Below are 13,781 nucleotides of genomic sequence, written 5' to 3'. Positions count from 1 at the left end.
CCATCATCAAGTCGGGCAAAACATCGACCGGAGGCGTTCAGCGAGGTGCGACGGCGCCCCAACTTGTCCGCGGTCAAGGAAAATCCGGGCAGCCACCTTCTAGGATGCAGCCTCGAACCATCCCGGCCCGGTGCCGGGGGAGGAGCCATGCTTACAGAACCGTCGCTCATCGCCGGGCTGCGCCGTCATCACCTGTTCAGCCGCCTGCCGGAAGCCGCCATGCAGGAAATCTGCGCCACGGCCAATCTCAAGCGCCTGCCCGCAGGTGCCTCGCTATTTCATCAGGGCGACAGGGCCGACCGTTTCTATTTCCTGTTCAGCGGGCAGATCAAGCTGCACCGGGTCATCTGCGACGGCCAGGAGAAACTGGTCGAGGTGATGCGTCCGGGCGAGTCGTTTGCCGAGGCGCTGCTGTTTCGCGGCACCCCGCTGTATCCGGTCAGCGCCACAGCGCTCAAGACCAGCCTGGTCGCCAGCCTGAACGGCCCCCAGTACCGCCGCATGCTCGAGGAGCACCCGGCGATCTGCCTGGAAATCCTCGCCACGCTCAGCGTGCGCCTGCACCAACGCATGGGTGAGATCGACACCCTCACGCTGGCCAACGCCAGCCGCCGCGTGGCGCGCTTTCTCGCCCAGGCGCAGAGCGACGACAGCGGCGTAATCACACTCGACGTGCCCAAGCGGCTGATCGCCTCCAAGCTGGGTATCCAGCCGGAAACCTTTTCGCGCATCCTGCATCGGCTGGTGGAGTCCGGAACCATTGCCGTGCAACGCCGCCGCATCGAGATTCTCGACAGCCGCGCGCTGACCGCCTACGACGAATAGACCTGCGGCAGATCGCCTCAGGCATCTTGATCATCATCAAGGCCGCGCCCGGGGTCGGGCGCGATACTGCCTTTCGGTTTCACGCAGCGGGAGGAGCTCATGACCAAGTCCAGCATTCAACCTTTGGTGTATTCCTGCTCGGGCTGCTCCAACGTGGCGCAGATGGCCAATACCCTCGCCGTACGCCTCGACCGCGCCGGGCTGGCGGAAATGTCCTGCATCGCCGGCGTCGGCGGTCGCGTCGAGGCGCTGGTGCGCAAGGCGCATTCCGGCCGGCCGATCCTGGCCATCGACGGCTGCCCGCTGCATTGCGCCCGCGCATGCCTGGCACAGCATGGCGTCACGCCCGACGTGCACATCACCCTCAGCAGCTACGGTCTGCGCAAGCGCTATCGCGAGGACTGCAGCGAGGAAGAAGCCAACGCGTTGTTCGAGGACATGAAGGACATCATCGCCAGCGACCGCATGCAGCCGCGCCGCCTGCGGGTCTGCTGAACCACACGATCCATCTGCGCGCGCTTAGCGGCGCTTCGAAGTACGAATAAAAAAGGCGGGGCATGCCCCGCCTTGTCGCCCCCCTCAGAGCAACTATCTCGTTACGCCGGCTGTGCCTTGCCTGCGCGCGCCACTTCCTCACCGGCGCCTTGCAGCATCTTCCACAACCAGGACGGCAGCGTATCGGGATCGAGGCTGTCGATCAGGTTCTTGATCGCCAGGCCCAGCTCGGTATCGCCTTCGATGATCAGCCGACGACGGAAGAACAGCGTGTCCGGGTCTTCCTGACGGCTGGCCAGCAGGAGGAATTCGCGCCAGTTGCCGCGGATGCTCACTTCCACCGGCGCCTGCGCGGCGATGCGCAGCTTTTCCCGGTCGCAGGTCAGACACCAGGCCAGTCCGAGATCGATGACCTCGAGCTTCATCCAGTGGCCTTCCAGCACGTCGAAGGCGCCATCGGCCAGCGCCTCGGCGAAGATCTGATTGAGACTGCGCTCCAGCGCCAGGCGCTGCAGCAGGAATGGCGTCTTGGCCGCCAGCGGCAGCAGGCGCCCGCCGAGGTTCACCAGATGGGCACGCGGGTTCAGCATAGACCGGCCTCCTCGGCACGCAGCATGCCCGGCTGGCCATGCCAATAACCATTGCAACCGTCCACCGCCAGCGGCGGCAGTGCGCCCTTGCGCACGGCGTCGAACGCGGCGATCACCTCTTCCATGCCGGCGGCACGCGGGCTCAGACGCAGCAGGTCGGCACCACTGTCGACCAGCCCTTCGTAGTCGGCCAGCAGGTTGCTGACCGAGGCAGACATAGTCTGGATGCCGTTGATGGTGAACAGCGCCTCGCCCTCCTGGCTGAGCAGCGGAATGCCCTCGGGGTAGTTCTGGCAGCAGAACTGGCAATCGTCCTTCGGCCGATTCTCGGCGCGGGCGGTGAAGCAGCGCGCCGAATAGGCCAGCGGCAGGTGGCCGTAGGCGAAGATCTCGATCTCCGGCAGCGTGACGCCCAGCCGCTGCAGCTGCGCGCGGGCGCTCTTGATCAGCGCGCCGGAGGCCTCCACCGGCGGCACCCAGCGCTGCATGCCACTGTTGACCAGTTCGGCCAATGCATGGCCGTTGTACAGGTTCAGCGCCGGACCGCCGACGAACGGCAGCTTGCGTTCGGCCAGCAGTTGCACCGCGCCCATGTCGTTGGCTTCGACCAGCAGCTGGCCGTTCTCGCATAGGCGGCGCAGGCTGGAAAGCTCGGAGGCCGCCTCGACCAGCGTCAGGCCCGACAGCACCAATTGTGCCGAGGTGACTTCGGCCAGATCGCGCGCCAGCCCCATCCAGTCGTCGAGCATCATCGCGCGGCGCTTGGAGCAGACCGTCTCGCCCATGTAGATCACGTCCAGCGGCTGGCTGGCCATGTTGGCGTAGAAGTCCAGGGTTTGCTGACGGTCCCAGTAGAACAGGATGGGGCCCAGGGAAAGTTTCATGGTGGCTTCCTCGTTCATTGCCAGGCCCGGTGGTAGGCACCCAGGGTGGTTTGCGAGCCTTCGGACAGCCCGTCGAGCGCCTCGCGCCACGCCGGCTGCACGCTGTAGCGCTGCGGCGCCTTGAGGTAGCTGTCCAGCGCGGCGCGCCAGACGCGGGTGACCTGCTCGACGTAGGCCGGGCTGCGCTGGCGGCCTTCGATTTTCATCGCGGTGACACCGATGGCGGCCAGCTCGGGAATCAGGTCGAGGGTGTTCAGACTGGTCGGCTCTTCGAGCGCATGGAAACGCTGGCCGTTGACCATGAAGCGGCCCTTGCACAGCGTCGGATAGCCGGCCGATTCGCCCTCGGCGTAACGATCGATGAGCACGTTGTTCAGGCGCGAGGTCAGCCCTTCGGGCTCCTCGCTCCAGCGCACTGCCTTGGCCGGCGAGCAGACACCGCAAAGGTTCGGCGACTCGCCGGTGAGATAGGACGACAGGTGGCAGCGGCCCTCGGCCATGATGCACAGGCTGCCGAAGGCGAACACTTCGATCGGCACCGGACTGCTGGCGGCGACCTGCTTGACCTGCTTGAGCGAGAGCACGCGCGGCAGCACCGCACGGCTGATGCCGTAGCGTTCCTGGTAGAACCCCAGCGCCGCGGCGTTGGTCGCCGAGCCCTGTACCGAGAGGTGCAGCTTGAGCTTCGGATGACGTTTGCTGGCGTAGCCGAGCACACCGGGGTCGGCGGCGATCAGCGCATCGACGCCCATGTCCGCCGCCTGGTCCACCGAACGCTGCCAGCGCTCCCAGCCCTCGGGCTGTGCGTAGGTGTTGACGGCTACGTACAGCTGACGACCCTTCTCGCGGATCAGCTGCAGCCCCTTGTCGAGCTGCTTCTCGTCGAGGTTGAGTCCGGCGAAATGACGGGCGTTGGTGTCGTCGCGAAAACCGACATAGATGGCATCGGCGCCCTGCTGGACGGCGGCCTTGAGCGCGGGCAGGCTTCCTGCCGGGCAGACCAGGTGCATGGCAACTCCTAGACGTTCGGATAATGCACGCTGCACCCCGAGGCACAGCGATCGTTCGGGCTGAACGGAGCAAAAAACAGCCGGCAGTCTAGGCAGCTGACAGGGGGCCAGCATTGATGGGCGTCAAGATCGACCCGGGGGCTGCCGGCGCCACGAACGGCGCGTCCGGCATGGCGAAAGCCCGGCGGGCAATGGCTCAAACGCCCTCGTCGCCCTCGAACTCCTCGGTGGCGCGGGCGACCATCTGCCGCCAGGCGCCGGACTCTTCGCCGAGCAGGCGCATGGCCTTGAGCGTGGCGACAAAGGCTTCGCGATAGTGCAGCGGTTCGTTTTCGCGGGCGGCCAGCTCGGCATGAGCCAGCGCCTGGCTCAGCAAGCCGTCGAATTCTTCCTGGTTCAGCGCCATGACGGGTCTCCTCAGCGGGTGCGCAATGAGGGTAGACCATGCCGTCGCGCCAGCGTCTCCAGCCGGCCGACGACCGTCGTGCTACTTGAGCTTGAGCCGGCGCGCGAGCTTGTGCAGGTTGCTCGGATCGACATCCAGTAGTCGCGCGGCCTGCGCCCAGTTCTCGCCGCTGGCCTCGAGCGCCCGGACGATTGCCAGGCGCTGGCTGGCATCCACCGCCTCGCGCAGCGGCAGGATTCGCTCGCCCACCTGTAGCGGCTCGACCACCACCGCGGCGGGGCCTTCGGGACGACTGTCCAGCGCCAGCATGTCGGCCTCCAGGGTGAGAATCTCACTGCGCGAGCCGCCGCGGCTGAGCAGACGCAGCGCGGCGCGGCTGATTACGTGCTCCAGTTCGCGCACATTGCCTGGCCAGTCGTAACCGAGCAGCGCGCGCTCGGCGGCCGGCGACAGGCGCACACTGCGCAACCCCAGGCGTGCGCGATTGAGCTCGAGGAAGTGCCCGGCGAGGATCAGCACATCGTTGCCACGCTCGCGCAGCGGCGGGATCGGCGCCGGGTAGACTGACAGGCGATGGTAGAGATCGGCGCGGAAATGCCCGTCGCGTACGCTGTCGCGCAGGTTGCGGTTGGTCGCGGCGATGATGCGCACGTCCACCCGCCGCGGCTGATCGGCCCCCAGACGCTGGATCTCGCCATTCTGCAGCGCGCGCAGCAGCTTGGCCTGCACCGTCAGCGGCAGCTCACCGACCTCGTCGAGCAGCAGCGTGCCGCCATTGGCCGCGTCGAACCGCCCCGGGCGGTCGGTGGTAGCGCCGGAGAACGCGCCCTTCACGTGGCCGAACAGCTCGCTCTCGGCCAGCGACTCGGGCAGCGCCGCGCAGTTGACGTGCACCAGCGGCTTGTTGCGCCGCCGCGAGTGACGGTGCAACCAGCGGGCGAACAGCTCCTTGCCGACACCGGTTTCGCCGAGCAGCAGCACCGGCAGCTCGGAATCGGCGACCACCTGCAGCTCGCGCAGCAGATCGCGGATCACCGCGCTGTGGCCGAGGATTTCACCGTCATCCTGAATCAGGCGCGCCTCCAGCGTATCCGTACGCGCCAGGCGCAGGCCGCGATTCTCGTGCTCCAGACGGGTGATGCGCACCGCCGCCTCGATCACCAGCGCATAGCGCTGCAGGTCGCGGCGCGCGTCATCGTCGAAGGTGCCGGCATGCAGCGCATCGAGCGTCAGCGCGCCCCACAGCTTGCCCTCGACGTAGAGGCTGACGCCCATGCAATCGTGCACCGGCAGCGGTTCGCCGACGCGCTCGTCGAGCAGGCCGTCGTAGGGATCGGGCAGCCGGCTATCCGGCTCGAACCAGGTCGGCTCACGCTGCGAGAGAATGGCCGCCAGCCGCGGATGCTGGGCGACGATGAAGCGCCGGCCGAGCGCCTCCTGCACCAGCCCGACCGCTGCCATCGGACGCAGACTGTCATCGTCCAGGCGCAGCAGCACCACGGCGCCGCAGCGAAACCGCTGATGCAGGGTGTGCACCAGACGTTGCAGACGCACTGCATTGGGCAGTTCGGTGACCAGATCGGCGAGAAGCGCTTCTTCCATCATGGTTTTTCGGACCCTCAAGGTTTTTATAACCCTAACCGCGAATGGTCGATTTAACCAGCAAGATTCGCCAACCCCCGACAATTCGCCGGTTCCGACCTGGCACAGCGCTTGCGACCGTGCAGACAACTTCCCACCAACCGGATATTCGATCATGACCGTTGCGTTGACCGACCAAACCCTTGGCAATCTGGCCTGCTCCATCCCCGGCGCCACCCGTGTGTTCCACCAGTACCGCCTGGATTTCTGCTGTGGCGGCAACGTCCCGCTGCATGAAGCCGCCGCCAGCCGCGGCCTCGACGCTGCGCAGATCGCAGCCGAACTGACGGCGCTCGGCGCCTCGGCCGATGGCGAGCCGGACTGGCGCAGCGCACCGACCAACGAGCTGATCGAACACATCCTCGAGCGCTTCCACGAACGCCATCGCGAACAGCTGCCCGAGCTGATCCGCCTGGCCAGCCGCGTCGAACACGTTCACGGTGCCAAGCCGGACTGCCCGAACGGGCTGGCCGAGATGCTGTGGACGCTGCAGCAGGAGCTGGAAAGCCACATGCTCAAAGAGGAACAGATCCTCTTCCCGATGCTGCAGCGCGGCATCAAGACCCCGCAGACCGACGGCCCGATCTCGGTGATGCGCTACGAGCACGACCAGCACGGCGACGCGCTGGCGCGCCTGTCCGCGTTGACCAATGACATCACCCCGCCGGCCAACGCCTGCAACACCTGGCGTGCGCTGTACCGCGGGCTGGAAGAGCTGCACGGCGATCTGATGCAGCACATTCACCTGGAAAACAACATCCTCTTTCGTGGTGCCGAAGCCCGCTGAAGAAAGAGGCATGCCGTGGCGGACGGCGTGTCCGCCACTCCTGCAGTAACGGAGGCCCGCATGAACACAGTCATTCAACCCCTTGCCTGGGGCCTTGTCCTGGCCTCGATCCTGGCAACCGCGAGCAGCCTGGCGCTGGATCTGGTCGCCAGCACCGCCCAGCCCGTCGCCCCGAACCCGCAGGCGGTTGCCGAATTGCAGCCGCTACGCGCCGAATAGGCATCGCCGCGTACCCCGGAGAGCGCTCGAACCGACGCGCCGGTCAATGCTATCGTCGCATCACCGCCGTGCGCCTCCGGTCCAGGCCGAGCCGCTGAGCGGTCGAGCTCGCGCTCCTCACATCAAGAACTCAGGAATGCCTTGCATGGTGCTTCATCGCGTACATCACCAGATCCTTCGCAGCCACCACCTGTTCGAGCCGTTGAACGACGAGCAGATGGACGAGCTGATGAATGCCAGCCAGCTGCTCAATCTCGACAAGGGCGACAACCTGTTCCTGCAGGGCGAGCCGGCGCATTCGTTCTACTTCGTGATTTCCGGCGCCATCAAGATCTACCGCCTGACGCCTGATGGCCAGGAGAAGGTCTTCGAGGTCATCGGCAACCGGCAGACCTTCGCCGAAGCCATGATGCTGATGGACACGCCCAACTACGTCGCCTCGGCGCAGGCGGTGTGCCCGTCGCAGGTCTACCGTTTCTCCAACACGGCCTACATGCGCCTACTGGAGGCCAACCAGCGCCTGGCCTTCGCCCTGCTCGGCAAACTCAGCGTGCGCTTGCACCAGCGGATCAACGAGATCGAAACGCTGTCGCTGAAGAACGCCACCCACCGCGTGGTGCGTTATCTGCTGACCCAGCTGGCGCGGGTCAAGGACGGCAGCACCAGCTTCGAGCTGCCGATGGCCAAGCAGCTGGTGGCCGGGCACCTGTCGATTCAGCCGGAAACCTTCTCGCGAATCATCCGCCGCCTGATCGACGAGGAAATCATCGCCCAGGAAGGCCGGCTGATCAGCATCCTCGATCGCCAGCGGCTGGAGCAGTTCGAATGAGCCGACGCGGGCCCATCGCCCTGCCGCATCCGTAGCCACAGGAGCATCGACCATGCCCAAATGCCTCTACTGCCAGGAGGAAAACCCACCGTACCAGGCCGACTGCCTGAACTGCGGCATGCCGCTGCCGGCACGGGCCGACAGCGCCGGCGAGCGGCGTCAGCGGCGCTTCCTGTGGTTCTGCATCGCACTGACCATCTTCTGCGCGGTGATGATCGTCTGGCTGCCGCGCGGCAGCATCTTTGGCTGAAGCCACCCGGCTCGCACGCCGCTTTCTGCAGCACCAACGAAAACGCCCCGACTGCGCGGGGCGTTGCTTCGTAGCATCCGACCTAGATGTAAAAGGCCTTCAGCGGCGGGAAGCCGTTGAACTCCACCGCGCTGTAGCTGGTGGTGTAGGCACCGGTGGACAGCCAGTAGAGGCGGTCGCCGATGGCCAGGTTCAGCGGCAGGCCGTACTTGTAGTTCTCGTACATGATGTCGGCGCTGTCGCAGGTCGGACCGGCGATCACCACTTCCTCCACCTCGCCCTTCTTCTCGGTGTAGATGGGGAACTTGATGGACTCGTCCATCGTCTCGATCAGACCGCTGAACTTGCCCACATCGACGTACACCCAGCGCTCGACGGCGGTACGCGACTTGCGCGCCACCAGCACCACTTCGCTGACCAGAATGCCGGCGTTGGCAATCAGCGAACGGCCCGGCTCAAGGATGATTTCCGGCAGATCATCGCCGAAGTCTTCCTTGAGGAAGCGGATGATTTCCTCGGCATAGGTTTCCAGGCTGTTGGTGCGGGTGATGTAGTTGGCCGGGAAGCCGCCACCCATGTTGATCATCTTCAGCTCGATGCCGTCTTCTTCCTTCAGGCGCTCGAAGATCACCTTGACCTTGGCGATGGCGGCGTCCCACACGGAGATGTCGCGCTGCTGCGAGCCGACATGGAACGACAAACCGTACGGTACCAGACCCAGCTGGCGGGCGAGGATCAAGAGGTCCATCGCCATGTCGGTCTGGCAGCCGAACTTGCGCGACAGCGGCCAGTCGGCAGTGGTCGAGCCCTCGGTGAGGATGCGTACGTAAACCTTGGAGCCCGGCGCGGCCTTGGCGATGTTGCGCAGGTCGGCCTCGGAATCGGTAGCGAACATGCGCACGCCCTTCTCGAAGAAGTAGCGGATGTCCTTGGCTTTCTTGATGGTGTTGCCGTAGCTGATGCGCTCCGGGCCGACGCCGCGCGACATGACCTTGTCCAGCTCGTAGATCGAGGCGATGTCGAAGCTCGAGCCCTTGTCACGCAGCAGATCGATGATTTCCACGGCCGGATTGGCCTTGACCGCGTAGTAGACCTTGGCGAACTCGAACCCGGCGCGCAGGTCGTCATAGGCCTTGCTGATAGTGTCGGTGTCGATGACGACGAAGGGGGTTTCCTGCTGGTCGGCGAAGGCCTTCATTTTCTGGAAGGTCGCGCGGGGGAAATAGTCTTCGATCTTGACGGTCATGCCTGAACTCCAAAACGGGAAACGAAAGTCGGATTAGGGATGAAAAACAGAACGCCTGATCAGTTTCCCCACTTTGGTTCGCCTACTTCCCAAGGCATGTCGCCGAGTATCGCGGGCGCGATCTCTCGTCGTCAGTACTTGAGCCGGATGGATCGTTGCCAGCATGGACGTTCGGGCGCGAACTTTAGGACCAAGGGGGACATAGATCAATCAAAAAAACACCCTCGCCACGCATCCGTTTCCGGCTTGTTCTCGATTCAAAACAAAGCGTCCCAGAAACTGCACAAACAGCGATTTTCCGGCGTCCGGCGAACCGCAGTCCGAGGCATTTGCCGCTATAATCGCCGCCTTTTCTGACAGACCGACTACTCGTCGACGGGTTCCTTTATTCCGATGACCACTCAGGCCGCCGAAGTCGCGAAGCGCCGTACCTTCGCCATCATTTCCCACCCCGATGCGGGCAAGACCACCATCACCGAGAAGCTATTGCTGATGGGCAAGGCCATCGAGGTCGCCGGCACGGTGAAGTCGCGCAAATCCGACCGTCACGCCACCTCCGACTGGATGGAGATGGAGAAGCAGCGCGGCATCTCCATCACCACCTCGGTGATGCAGTTCCCCTACCGCGAGCACATGATCAACCTGCTCGACACCCCCGGCCACGAAGACTTCTCCGAAGACACCTACCGCACCCTGACCGCGGTGGACAGCGCGCTGATGGTGCTCGACGGCGGCAAGGGCGTGGAGCCACGCACCATCGCCCTGATGGAAGTCTGCCGCCTGCGCGACACGCCCATTGTCAGCTTCATCAACAAGCTCGACCGCGACATTCGCGATCCGATCGAACTGCTCGACGAGATCGAGGCGGTGCTGAAGATCAAGGCCGCGCCGATCACCTGGCCGATCGGCTGCTACCGCGACTTCAAGGGCGTGTACCACCTGCACGAGGACAAGATCATCGTCTACGTGCCGGGCCACGGCCATGAGCGCACCGAGCAGCGGGTGATCAACAAACTGGACTCCGACGAAGCGCGTGCCCACCTGGGCGATATGTACGAGCGCTTCATCGAGGAGCTGGAACTGGTCCAGGGTGCCTGCCACGAGTTCGACCAGCAGGCCTTCCTCAAGGGCGAGATGACCCCGGTATTCTTCGGCACCGCGCTCGGCAACTTCGGCGTTGACCAAGTGCTCGACGCCATCGTCGACTGGGCGCCGATGCCGCTGTCGCGCGCCGCCCACGAGCGGGTGGTCGAGCCGGTCGAGGAGAAGTTCTCCGGCTTCGTGTTCAAGATCCAGGCGAACATGGACCCCAAGCACCGCGACCGCATCGCCTTCATGCGCATCTGCTCCGGCAAGTACGAGAAGGGTATGAAGATGCGCCACGTGCGGATCAAGAAGGATCTGAAGATCGCCGACGCGCTGACCTTCTTCTCCAGCGAGCGTGAAATGCTGGAAGAGGCCTATGCCGGCGACATCATCGGCCTGCACAACCACGGCACCATCCAGATCGGCGACACCTTCAGCGAAGGCGAGGTGCTGGGCTTCACCGGCATCCCGCACTTCGCCCCGGAGCTGTTCCGCCGCGTGCGCCTGAAGGACCCGCTGAAGTCCAAGCAGCTACGCCAGGGCCTGCAGGAGCTGGCCGAAGAAGGCGCCACCCAGGTGTTCTTCCCCGAGCGCAACAACGACATCATCCTCGGCGCGGTCGGCGTGTTGCAGTTCGACGTGGTCGCCAGCCGCCTGAAGGAGGAATACAAGGTCGAGTGCGCGTATGAAGCGATCAACGTCTGGTCAGCCCGCTGGATCGAGTGCAGCGACGAGAAGAAGCTCAAGGAATTCCAGGACAAGGCTTACGAGAACCTCGCCATCGACGGCGGAGGCCACCTCACCTACCTGGCACCGACCCGCGTCAATCTCAGCCTGATGGAAGAGCGCTGGCCGGATGTGAAATTCCGCGCCACCCGCGAGCATCACTGAGACCCGCCGCGCAGGCGGCGCGTGAACGATAGACTATGCTCCGGCGCTCGACTTCCGGAGCAACCCTCGTGCAACGCCTGCTGATTCTTCTCGCCCTGCTCGCCCCTGCCACTCAGGCGGGGGTGCTGATCAACAGTCCTTATTGGGTGATCGCCCTGGACTGCCCGAACAACCCGCGTTGCTATGCCTCCAGCAATGCTGGCTATACGGGCTCGCTGAACGGTGCCCGGCGCTTCGACGATCCAACGCAGGCGGGGAAGTTCATGAACAGCCTGACCTCAAGCCTGCGCGGCAAGTCTCCACGCATCGAACAGCACGGCGAGCAGCAGTGCGTCGAACCCAAGGGTGACCGCCCACTCCACGGAAAGCGCTGCTGACCGGACTCCACGCAGCGGGGTTCAGCCAGCCGCGCACTGCCGGCAGAACTCCGCCGCCGGCTTCGCCCGCAGACGCGCCTCGTCGATCGGCTCGCCACAGCGCTGGCATACGCCATAGCGGCCCTGCGCCAGCCGCTGGCGCGCCAGACCGACCAGACGCAACTCCTCTTCGGCCTCGATCAGCAGACTGCGCAGAACATCATCGTTTTGCCGCTCCTGTGCCTGCTCGGCGAAATCCGGGTCGTGAGCCTTCGCCAGATCACGACGCAGCGCGGCGGCACGCTGCAGGTATTCGCTGGACAGGCGCTCGAGCTCTTCACGCGGTTCGAATCGGGACATGGTTCGCCTCCTGAGTAATGATTTGAGTGTGGCCGCTTCCAGGAATCGCGCACTGATAGCCGTCAATCCCGCTGCACCGCCAGCCCCTTGCGAGCCGGCGACGAGTGGCGGAAGCTAGCCGCCTTCCCGCAGAACGTGGTCTTCATGAATATCCAAGCCATCACCCAGCGCCTGCACGCGATCCGCGACAGCAATGACTGGCAGCGTTTTCACAGTCCGAAGAACCTGGCCATGGCAGCTAGCGTGGAAATGGCCGAACTGGTGGAAATCTTCCAGTGGCTCAGCGAGGATGAATCGCGCCGACTACCCGCCGAGCGGCTCGAACACGCCGGCCAGGAAGTCGGCGACATCCTCATGTACCTGCTGTTGATGTGCAGCGAGCTGGGCATCGACATGGAGCAGGCACTGCTGAGCAAGCTGGCCGACAACGAGAGGCGCTTTGCCCGATGAGCGATCGCCACTTCGACGAGCTCGCCGCGCGCTTCGCCGAGAAGATCTACGGCGGCGACAAGGGTGCGATCCGCCTCGCCGTGCTGCAGGCCGATCTGGCCGAGGTGCTGGCGCCGCGCCCGCTGCGCGTGCTCGACATCGGCGCCGGACTCGGCCACATGAGCCTCTGGCTGGCGCAGCAGGGGCATGACGTCACGCTCGCCGAGCCCGCGGCGCCGATGCTCGAGGGCGCGCGGGCGCGCTTCGCCGAAGCCGGCCAGCACGCCACGTTCATTCAGGCGCCCTGGCAGGAAGTCGAGACACTCGTCGACGGCCGCTTCGATCTGGTGATCTGCCACGCGGTATTGGAGTGGCTCGCAGAGCCGCAGGCGATCCTGCCGCTGCTGCATCGCCTGACCGCCAGCGATGGCTGGCTGTCACTGGCGTTCTACAACCGCGACGCACTGATCTACCGCAACCTGCTCAAGGGACATTTCAAGAAGCTGCGCGCGCAATCGTTCGCCGGCGAACGGCAGAGCCTGACCCCGCAGCAGCCGCTCGATCCGCGCGAGCTGGCGACGCAACTCGCCCCGTTATGGCAGGTCGAACACAGGAGCGGCGTGCGCGTGTTCCACGACTACATGCCGCCCGAATTCCAGGCGCGCACCGAGCCGGCCGAGCTGCTGGAGATGGAGCTGGCCTACCGGCGTCACCCGACCTTCGCCGGTCTCGGGCGCTACCTGCACTGGCTGTGCCGACCGCGCTGACGGCGAGGAGGTATTCATGGCACGCTCGTTCGCACGCCTCACGCTCTGTCTGCTGACGCTGGGCCTGAGCGCCTGCCAGCACGACAACCCCTACACCAGCACGGCCGCACCCGTCCCGGCGGCGCCGCCGGCCGGCGCCGCCACACCCGACCGCAGCGCCTATCCGGCAGCACCTGTGGAGTTCTCCAGCTATCGCACCTGGAGCTGGCGCAACCCGCCGGCCGGCACCGGCTCGTTGACGCCCGAAGAACTGCAGGAGATCGTCGCCAGCGCGCTCGATCAGCACGGCCTGCGCCCGGCCGCGCCAGGCGGTGCGGCCGACCTGCAGATCGCCGCCCAGGTGCGCAGCGAGACCCGCCTGCGGCAGGTCTACGACGACTACGGCAGCTACTACGGCCGCGGCCGTTACGGCAGCGACTACGGCATGTGGGGGCATGCGCCGCTGGTGCGGACCTACGAGGAAACCGTACTGGTGGTACACCTCGAACTGTTCGATCCGCGCCGCGCCGCCGTGGTCTGGAGCAACCAGGCGCAGGCACGCCAGGGTGGCGACCGCAGCCAGCTGCGTGACGCCCTGCGCGAGGCTGTAGACCGCGCACTGGCGGACTATCCGCCGCGCTGAGCCATTGGCCGGCAGCGCGGCACGCGCTCGCACACCAACCAGCGCGCGCGGGCATACACTCAAACATATGCCGCATCGGAGACCGCTC

Annotated in this window: 18 protein-coding genes; 11 read left to right on the top strand and 7 right to left on the bottom strand. The window is 65.3% G+C overall.

Features of this window, described 5'->3' with window-relative positions; all coding sequences use genetic code 11:
* Positions 1–147: 147 nt before the first annotated feature.
* Together U8L64_RS03500 and U8L64_RS03495 are read left to right on the top strand one after the other, a co-directional pair.
* Positions 148–825: a Crp/Fnr family transcriptional regulator gene (locus U8L64_RS03500; protein ID WP_054093522.1), complete on the top strand. Its 678-nt coding sequence runs from the start codon at positions 148–150 to the stop codon at positions 823–825.
* 99 nt (positions 826–924) lie between these two features.
* Complete coding sequence (locus U8L64_RS03495; protein WP_043297961.1) at positions 925–1,320, top strand: putative zinc-binding protein; 396 nt, start codon at positions 925–927, stop codon at positions 1,318–1,320.
* 101 nt (positions 1,321–1,421) lie between these two features.
* Here the strand turns inward: U8L64_RS03495 and ubiT are convergent, their stop codons facing one another.
* The 5 genes from ubiT to norR form a co-directional block, all read right to left on the bottom strand.
* Entirely contained in the window at positions 1,422–1,910 is a 489-nt protein-coding gene (gene ubiT / locus U8L64_RS03490; RefSeq protein ID WP_043297962.1) for a ubiquinone anaerobic biosynthesis accessory factor UbiT, read from the bottom strand.
* Positions 1,904–2,794 carry a U32 family peptidase gene (locus tag U8L64_RS03485; RefSeq protein ID WP_234303318.1) on the bottom strand — a complete coding sequence of 297 codons (891 nt, stop codon included), beginning with the start codon at positions 2,792–2,794 and terminating at the stop codon, positions 1,904–1,906. Before U8L64_RS03485 ends, ubiT begins: the two co-directional genes overlap by 7 nt.
* Before the next feature lie 14 nt (positions 2,795–2,808).
* Positions 2,809–3,804 carry a ubiquinone anaerobic biosynthesis protein UbiU gene (ubiU, locus tag U8L64_RS03480; RefSeq protein WP_043297964.1) on the bottom strand — a complete coding sequence of 332 codons (996 nt, stop codon included), beginning with the start codon at positions 3,802–3,804 and terminating at the stop codon, positions 2,809–2,811.
* A 196-nt stretch (positions 3,805–4,000) separates the two neighbouring features.
* A complete protein-coding gene (locus tag U8L64_RS03475; RefSeq protein WP_003287976.1) occupies positions 4,001–4,210 on the bottom strand; it encodes a hypothetical protein in 210 nt (69 codons plus the stop codon).
* Positions 4,211–4,291: 81 nt separating this feature from the next.
* Positions 4,292–5,815 carry a nitric oxide reductase transcriptional regulator NorR gene (norR, locus tag U8L64_RS03470; RefSeq protein ID WP_043297965.1) on the bottom strand — a complete coding sequence of 508 codons (1,524 nt, stop codon included), beginning with the start codon at positions 5,813–5,815 and terminating at the stop codon, positions 4,292–4,294.
* 151 nt (positions 5,816–5,966) lie between these two features.
* On the opposite strand from norR, the gene ytfE reads away from it, so the two are divergent.
* The 4 genes from ytfE (at position 5,967) to U8L64_RS03450 (ending at position 7,936) form a co-directional block, all read left to right on the top strand.
* A complete protein-coding gene (gene ytfE, locus U8L64_RS03465) occupies positions 5,967–6,638 on the top strand; it encodes an iron-sulfur cluster repair protein YtfE (RefSeq protein ID WP_043297966.1) in 672 nt (223 codons plus the stop codon).
* A 60-nt stretch (positions 6,639–6,698) separates the two neighbouring features.
* A complete protein-coding gene (locus U8L64_RS03460) occupies positions 6,699–6,857 on the top strand; it encodes a hypothetical protein (protein ID WP_156716262.1) in 159 nt (52 codons plus the stop codon).
* A 145-nt stretch (positions 6,858–7,002) separates the two neighbouring features.
* Complete coding sequence (locus U8L64_RS03455) at positions 7,003–7,686, top strand: Crp/Fnr family transcriptional regulator (RefSeq protein ID WP_008567389.1); 684 nt, start codon at positions 7,003–7,005, stop codon at positions 7,684–7,686.
* Between the two features lie 52 nt (positions 7,687–7,738).
* A complete protein-coding gene (locus U8L64_RS03450; protein WP_333394022.1) occupies positions 7,739–7,936 on the top strand; it encodes a DnrP protein in 198 nt (65 codons plus the stop codon).
* A gap of 82 nt (positions 7,937–8,018) precedes the next feature.
* Here U8L64_RS03450 and U8L64_RS03445 read toward each other — a convergent pair whose 3' ends face one another.
* Positions 8,019–9,182 carry a type III PLP-dependent enzyme gene (locus U8L64_RS03445; RefSeq protein WP_043297967.1) on the bottom strand — a complete coding sequence of 388 codons (1,164 nt, stop codon included), beginning with the start codon at positions 9,180–9,182 and terminating at the stop codon, positions 8,019–8,021.
* A gap of 393 nt (positions 9,183–9,575) precedes the next feature.
* Between U8L64_RS03445 and U8L64_RS03440 the strand changes: the two genes are divergently transcribed.
* Positions 9,576–11,159: a peptide chain release factor 3 gene (locus U8L64_RS03440; protein WP_043297968.1), complete on the top strand. Its 1,584-nt coding sequence runs from the start codon at positions 9,576–9,578 to the stop codon at positions 11,157–11,159.
* A gap of 68 nt (positions 11,160–11,227) precedes the next feature.
* Complete coding sequence (locus U8L64_RS03435) at positions 11,228–11,536, top strand: hypothetical protein (protein ID WP_138301060.1); 309 nt, start codon at positions 11,228–11,230, stop codon at positions 11,534–11,536.
* A gap of 21 nt (positions 11,537–11,557) precedes the next feature.
* On the opposite strand, the gene U8L64_RS03430 is transcribed toward U8L64_RS03435, so the two are convergent.
* Entirely contained in the window at positions 11,558–11,875 is a 318-nt protein-coding gene (locus tag U8L64_RS03430) for a TraR/DksA family transcriptional regulator (protein WP_043297970.1), read from the bottom strand.
* A gap of 144 nt (positions 11,876–12,019) precedes the next feature.
* Between U8L64_RS03430 and U8L64_RS03425 the strand changes: the two genes are divergently transcribed.
* Genes U8L64_RS03425 through U8L64_RS03415 form a run of 3 tightly spaced genes read left to right on the top strand, consistent with a single transcriptional unit; the run spans position 12,020 to position 13,693 of the window.
* The gene (locus U8L64_RS03425; protein WP_138301059.1) at positions 12,020–12,325 is read left to right on the top strand and encodes a nucleotide pyrophosphohydrolase; all 306 of its coding nucleotides are present in this window, start codon (positions 12,020–12,022) and stop codon (positions 12,323–12,325) included.
* Positions 12,322–13,071 (top strand): methyltransferase domain-containing protein, encoded by a 750-nt coding sequence (locus tag U8L64_RS03420; protein ID WP_333394016.1) that lies wholly within the window; start codon positions 12,322–12,324, stop codon positions 13,069–13,071. The genes U8L64_RS03425 and U8L64_RS03420 overlap by 4 nt, the downstream gene beginning before the upstream one ends.
* A gap of 16 nt (positions 13,072–13,087) precedes the next feature.
* Positions 13,088–13,693 (top strand): DUF4136 domain-containing protein, encoded by a 606-nt coding sequence (locus U8L64_RS03415; protein ID WP_077682620.1) that lies wholly within the window; start codon positions 13,088–13,090, stop codon positions 13,691–13,693.
* Positions 13,694–13,781: the final 88 nt, after the last annotated feature.

The sequence above is a fragment of the Pseudomonas sp. FIP_A4 genome (assembly GCF_036701605.1).
GTDB lineage: Bacteria > Pseudomonadota > Gammaproteobacteria > Pseudomonadales > Pseudomonadaceae > Stutzerimonas > Stutzerimonas phenolilytica.
This window is presented reverse-complemented; position numbering and strand designations above follow the sequence as displayed.

Bases quoted from the DNA above. Each gene is read 5' to 3' on its own strand.
- U8L64_RS03450 (WP_333394022.1), top strand. From the start codon at position 7,739: ATGCCCAAATGCCTCTACTGCCAGGAGGAAAACCCACCGTACCAGGCC.
- ubiU (WP_043297964.1), bottom strand. From the start codon at position 3,804: ATGCACCTGGTCTGCCCGGCAGGAAGCCTGCCCGCGCTCAAGGCCGCC.
- U8L64_RS03440 (WP_043297968.1), top strand. From the start codon at position 9,576: ATGACCACTCAGGCCGCCGAAGTCGCGAAGCGCCGTACCTTCGCCATC.
- U8L64_RS03475 (WP_003287976.1), bottom strand. From the start codon at position 4,210: ATGGCGCTGAACCAGGAAGAATTCGACGGCTTGCTGAGCCAGGCGCTG.
- U8L64_RS03430 (WP_043297970.1), bottom strand. From the start codon at position 11,875: ATGTCCCGATTCGAACCGCGTGAAGAGCTCGAGCGCCTGTCCAGCGAA.
- U8L64_RS03445 (WP_043297967.1), bottom strand. From the start codon at position 9,182: ATGACCGTCAAGATCGAAGACTATTTCCCCCGCGCGACCTTCCAGAAA.
- ubiT (WP_043297962.1), bottom strand. From the start codon at position 1,910: ATGCTGAACCCGCGTGCCCATCTGGTGAACCTCGGCGGGCGCCTGCTG.
- U8L64_RS03485 (WP_234303318.1), bottom strand. From the start codon at position 2,794: ATGAAACTTTCCCTGGGCCCCATCCTGTTCTACTGGGACCGTCAGCAA.
- U8L64_RS03500 (WP_054093522.1), top strand. From the start codon at position 148: ATGCTTACAGAACCGTCGCTCATCGCCGGGCTGCGCCGTCATCACCTG.
- U8L64_RS03415 (WP_077682620.1), top strand. From the start codon at position 13,088: ATGGCACGCTCGTTCGCACGCCTCACGCTCTGTCTGCTGACGCTGGGC.
- norR (WP_043297965.1), bottom strand. From the start codon at position 5,815: ATGATGGAAGAAGCGCTTCTCGCCGATCTGGTCACCGAACTGCCCAAT.
- U8L64_RS03495 (WP_043297961.1), top strand. From the start codon at position 925: ATGACCAAGTCCAGCATTCAACCTTTGGTGTATTCCTGCTCGGGCTGC.
- U8L64_RS03455 (WP_008567389.1), top strand. From the start codon at position 7,003: ATGGTGCTTCATCGCGTACATCACCAGATCCTTCGCAGCCACCACCTG.
- U8L64_RS03460 (WP_156716262.1), top strand. From the start codon at position 6,699: ATGAACACAGTCATTCAACCCCTTGCCTGGGGCCTTGTCCTGGCCTCG.
- ytfE (WP_043297966.1), top strand. From the start codon at position 5,967: ATGACCGTTGCGTTGACCGACCAAACCCTTGGCAATCTGGCCTGCTCC.
- U8L64_RS03425 (WP_138301059.1), top strand. From the start codon at position 12,020: ATGAATATCCAAGCCATCACCCAGCGCCTGCACGCGATCCGCGACAGC.
- U8L64_RS03420 (WP_333394016.1), top strand. From the start codon at position 12,322: ATGAGCGATCGCCACTTCGACGAGCTCGCCGCGCGCTTCGCCGAGAAG.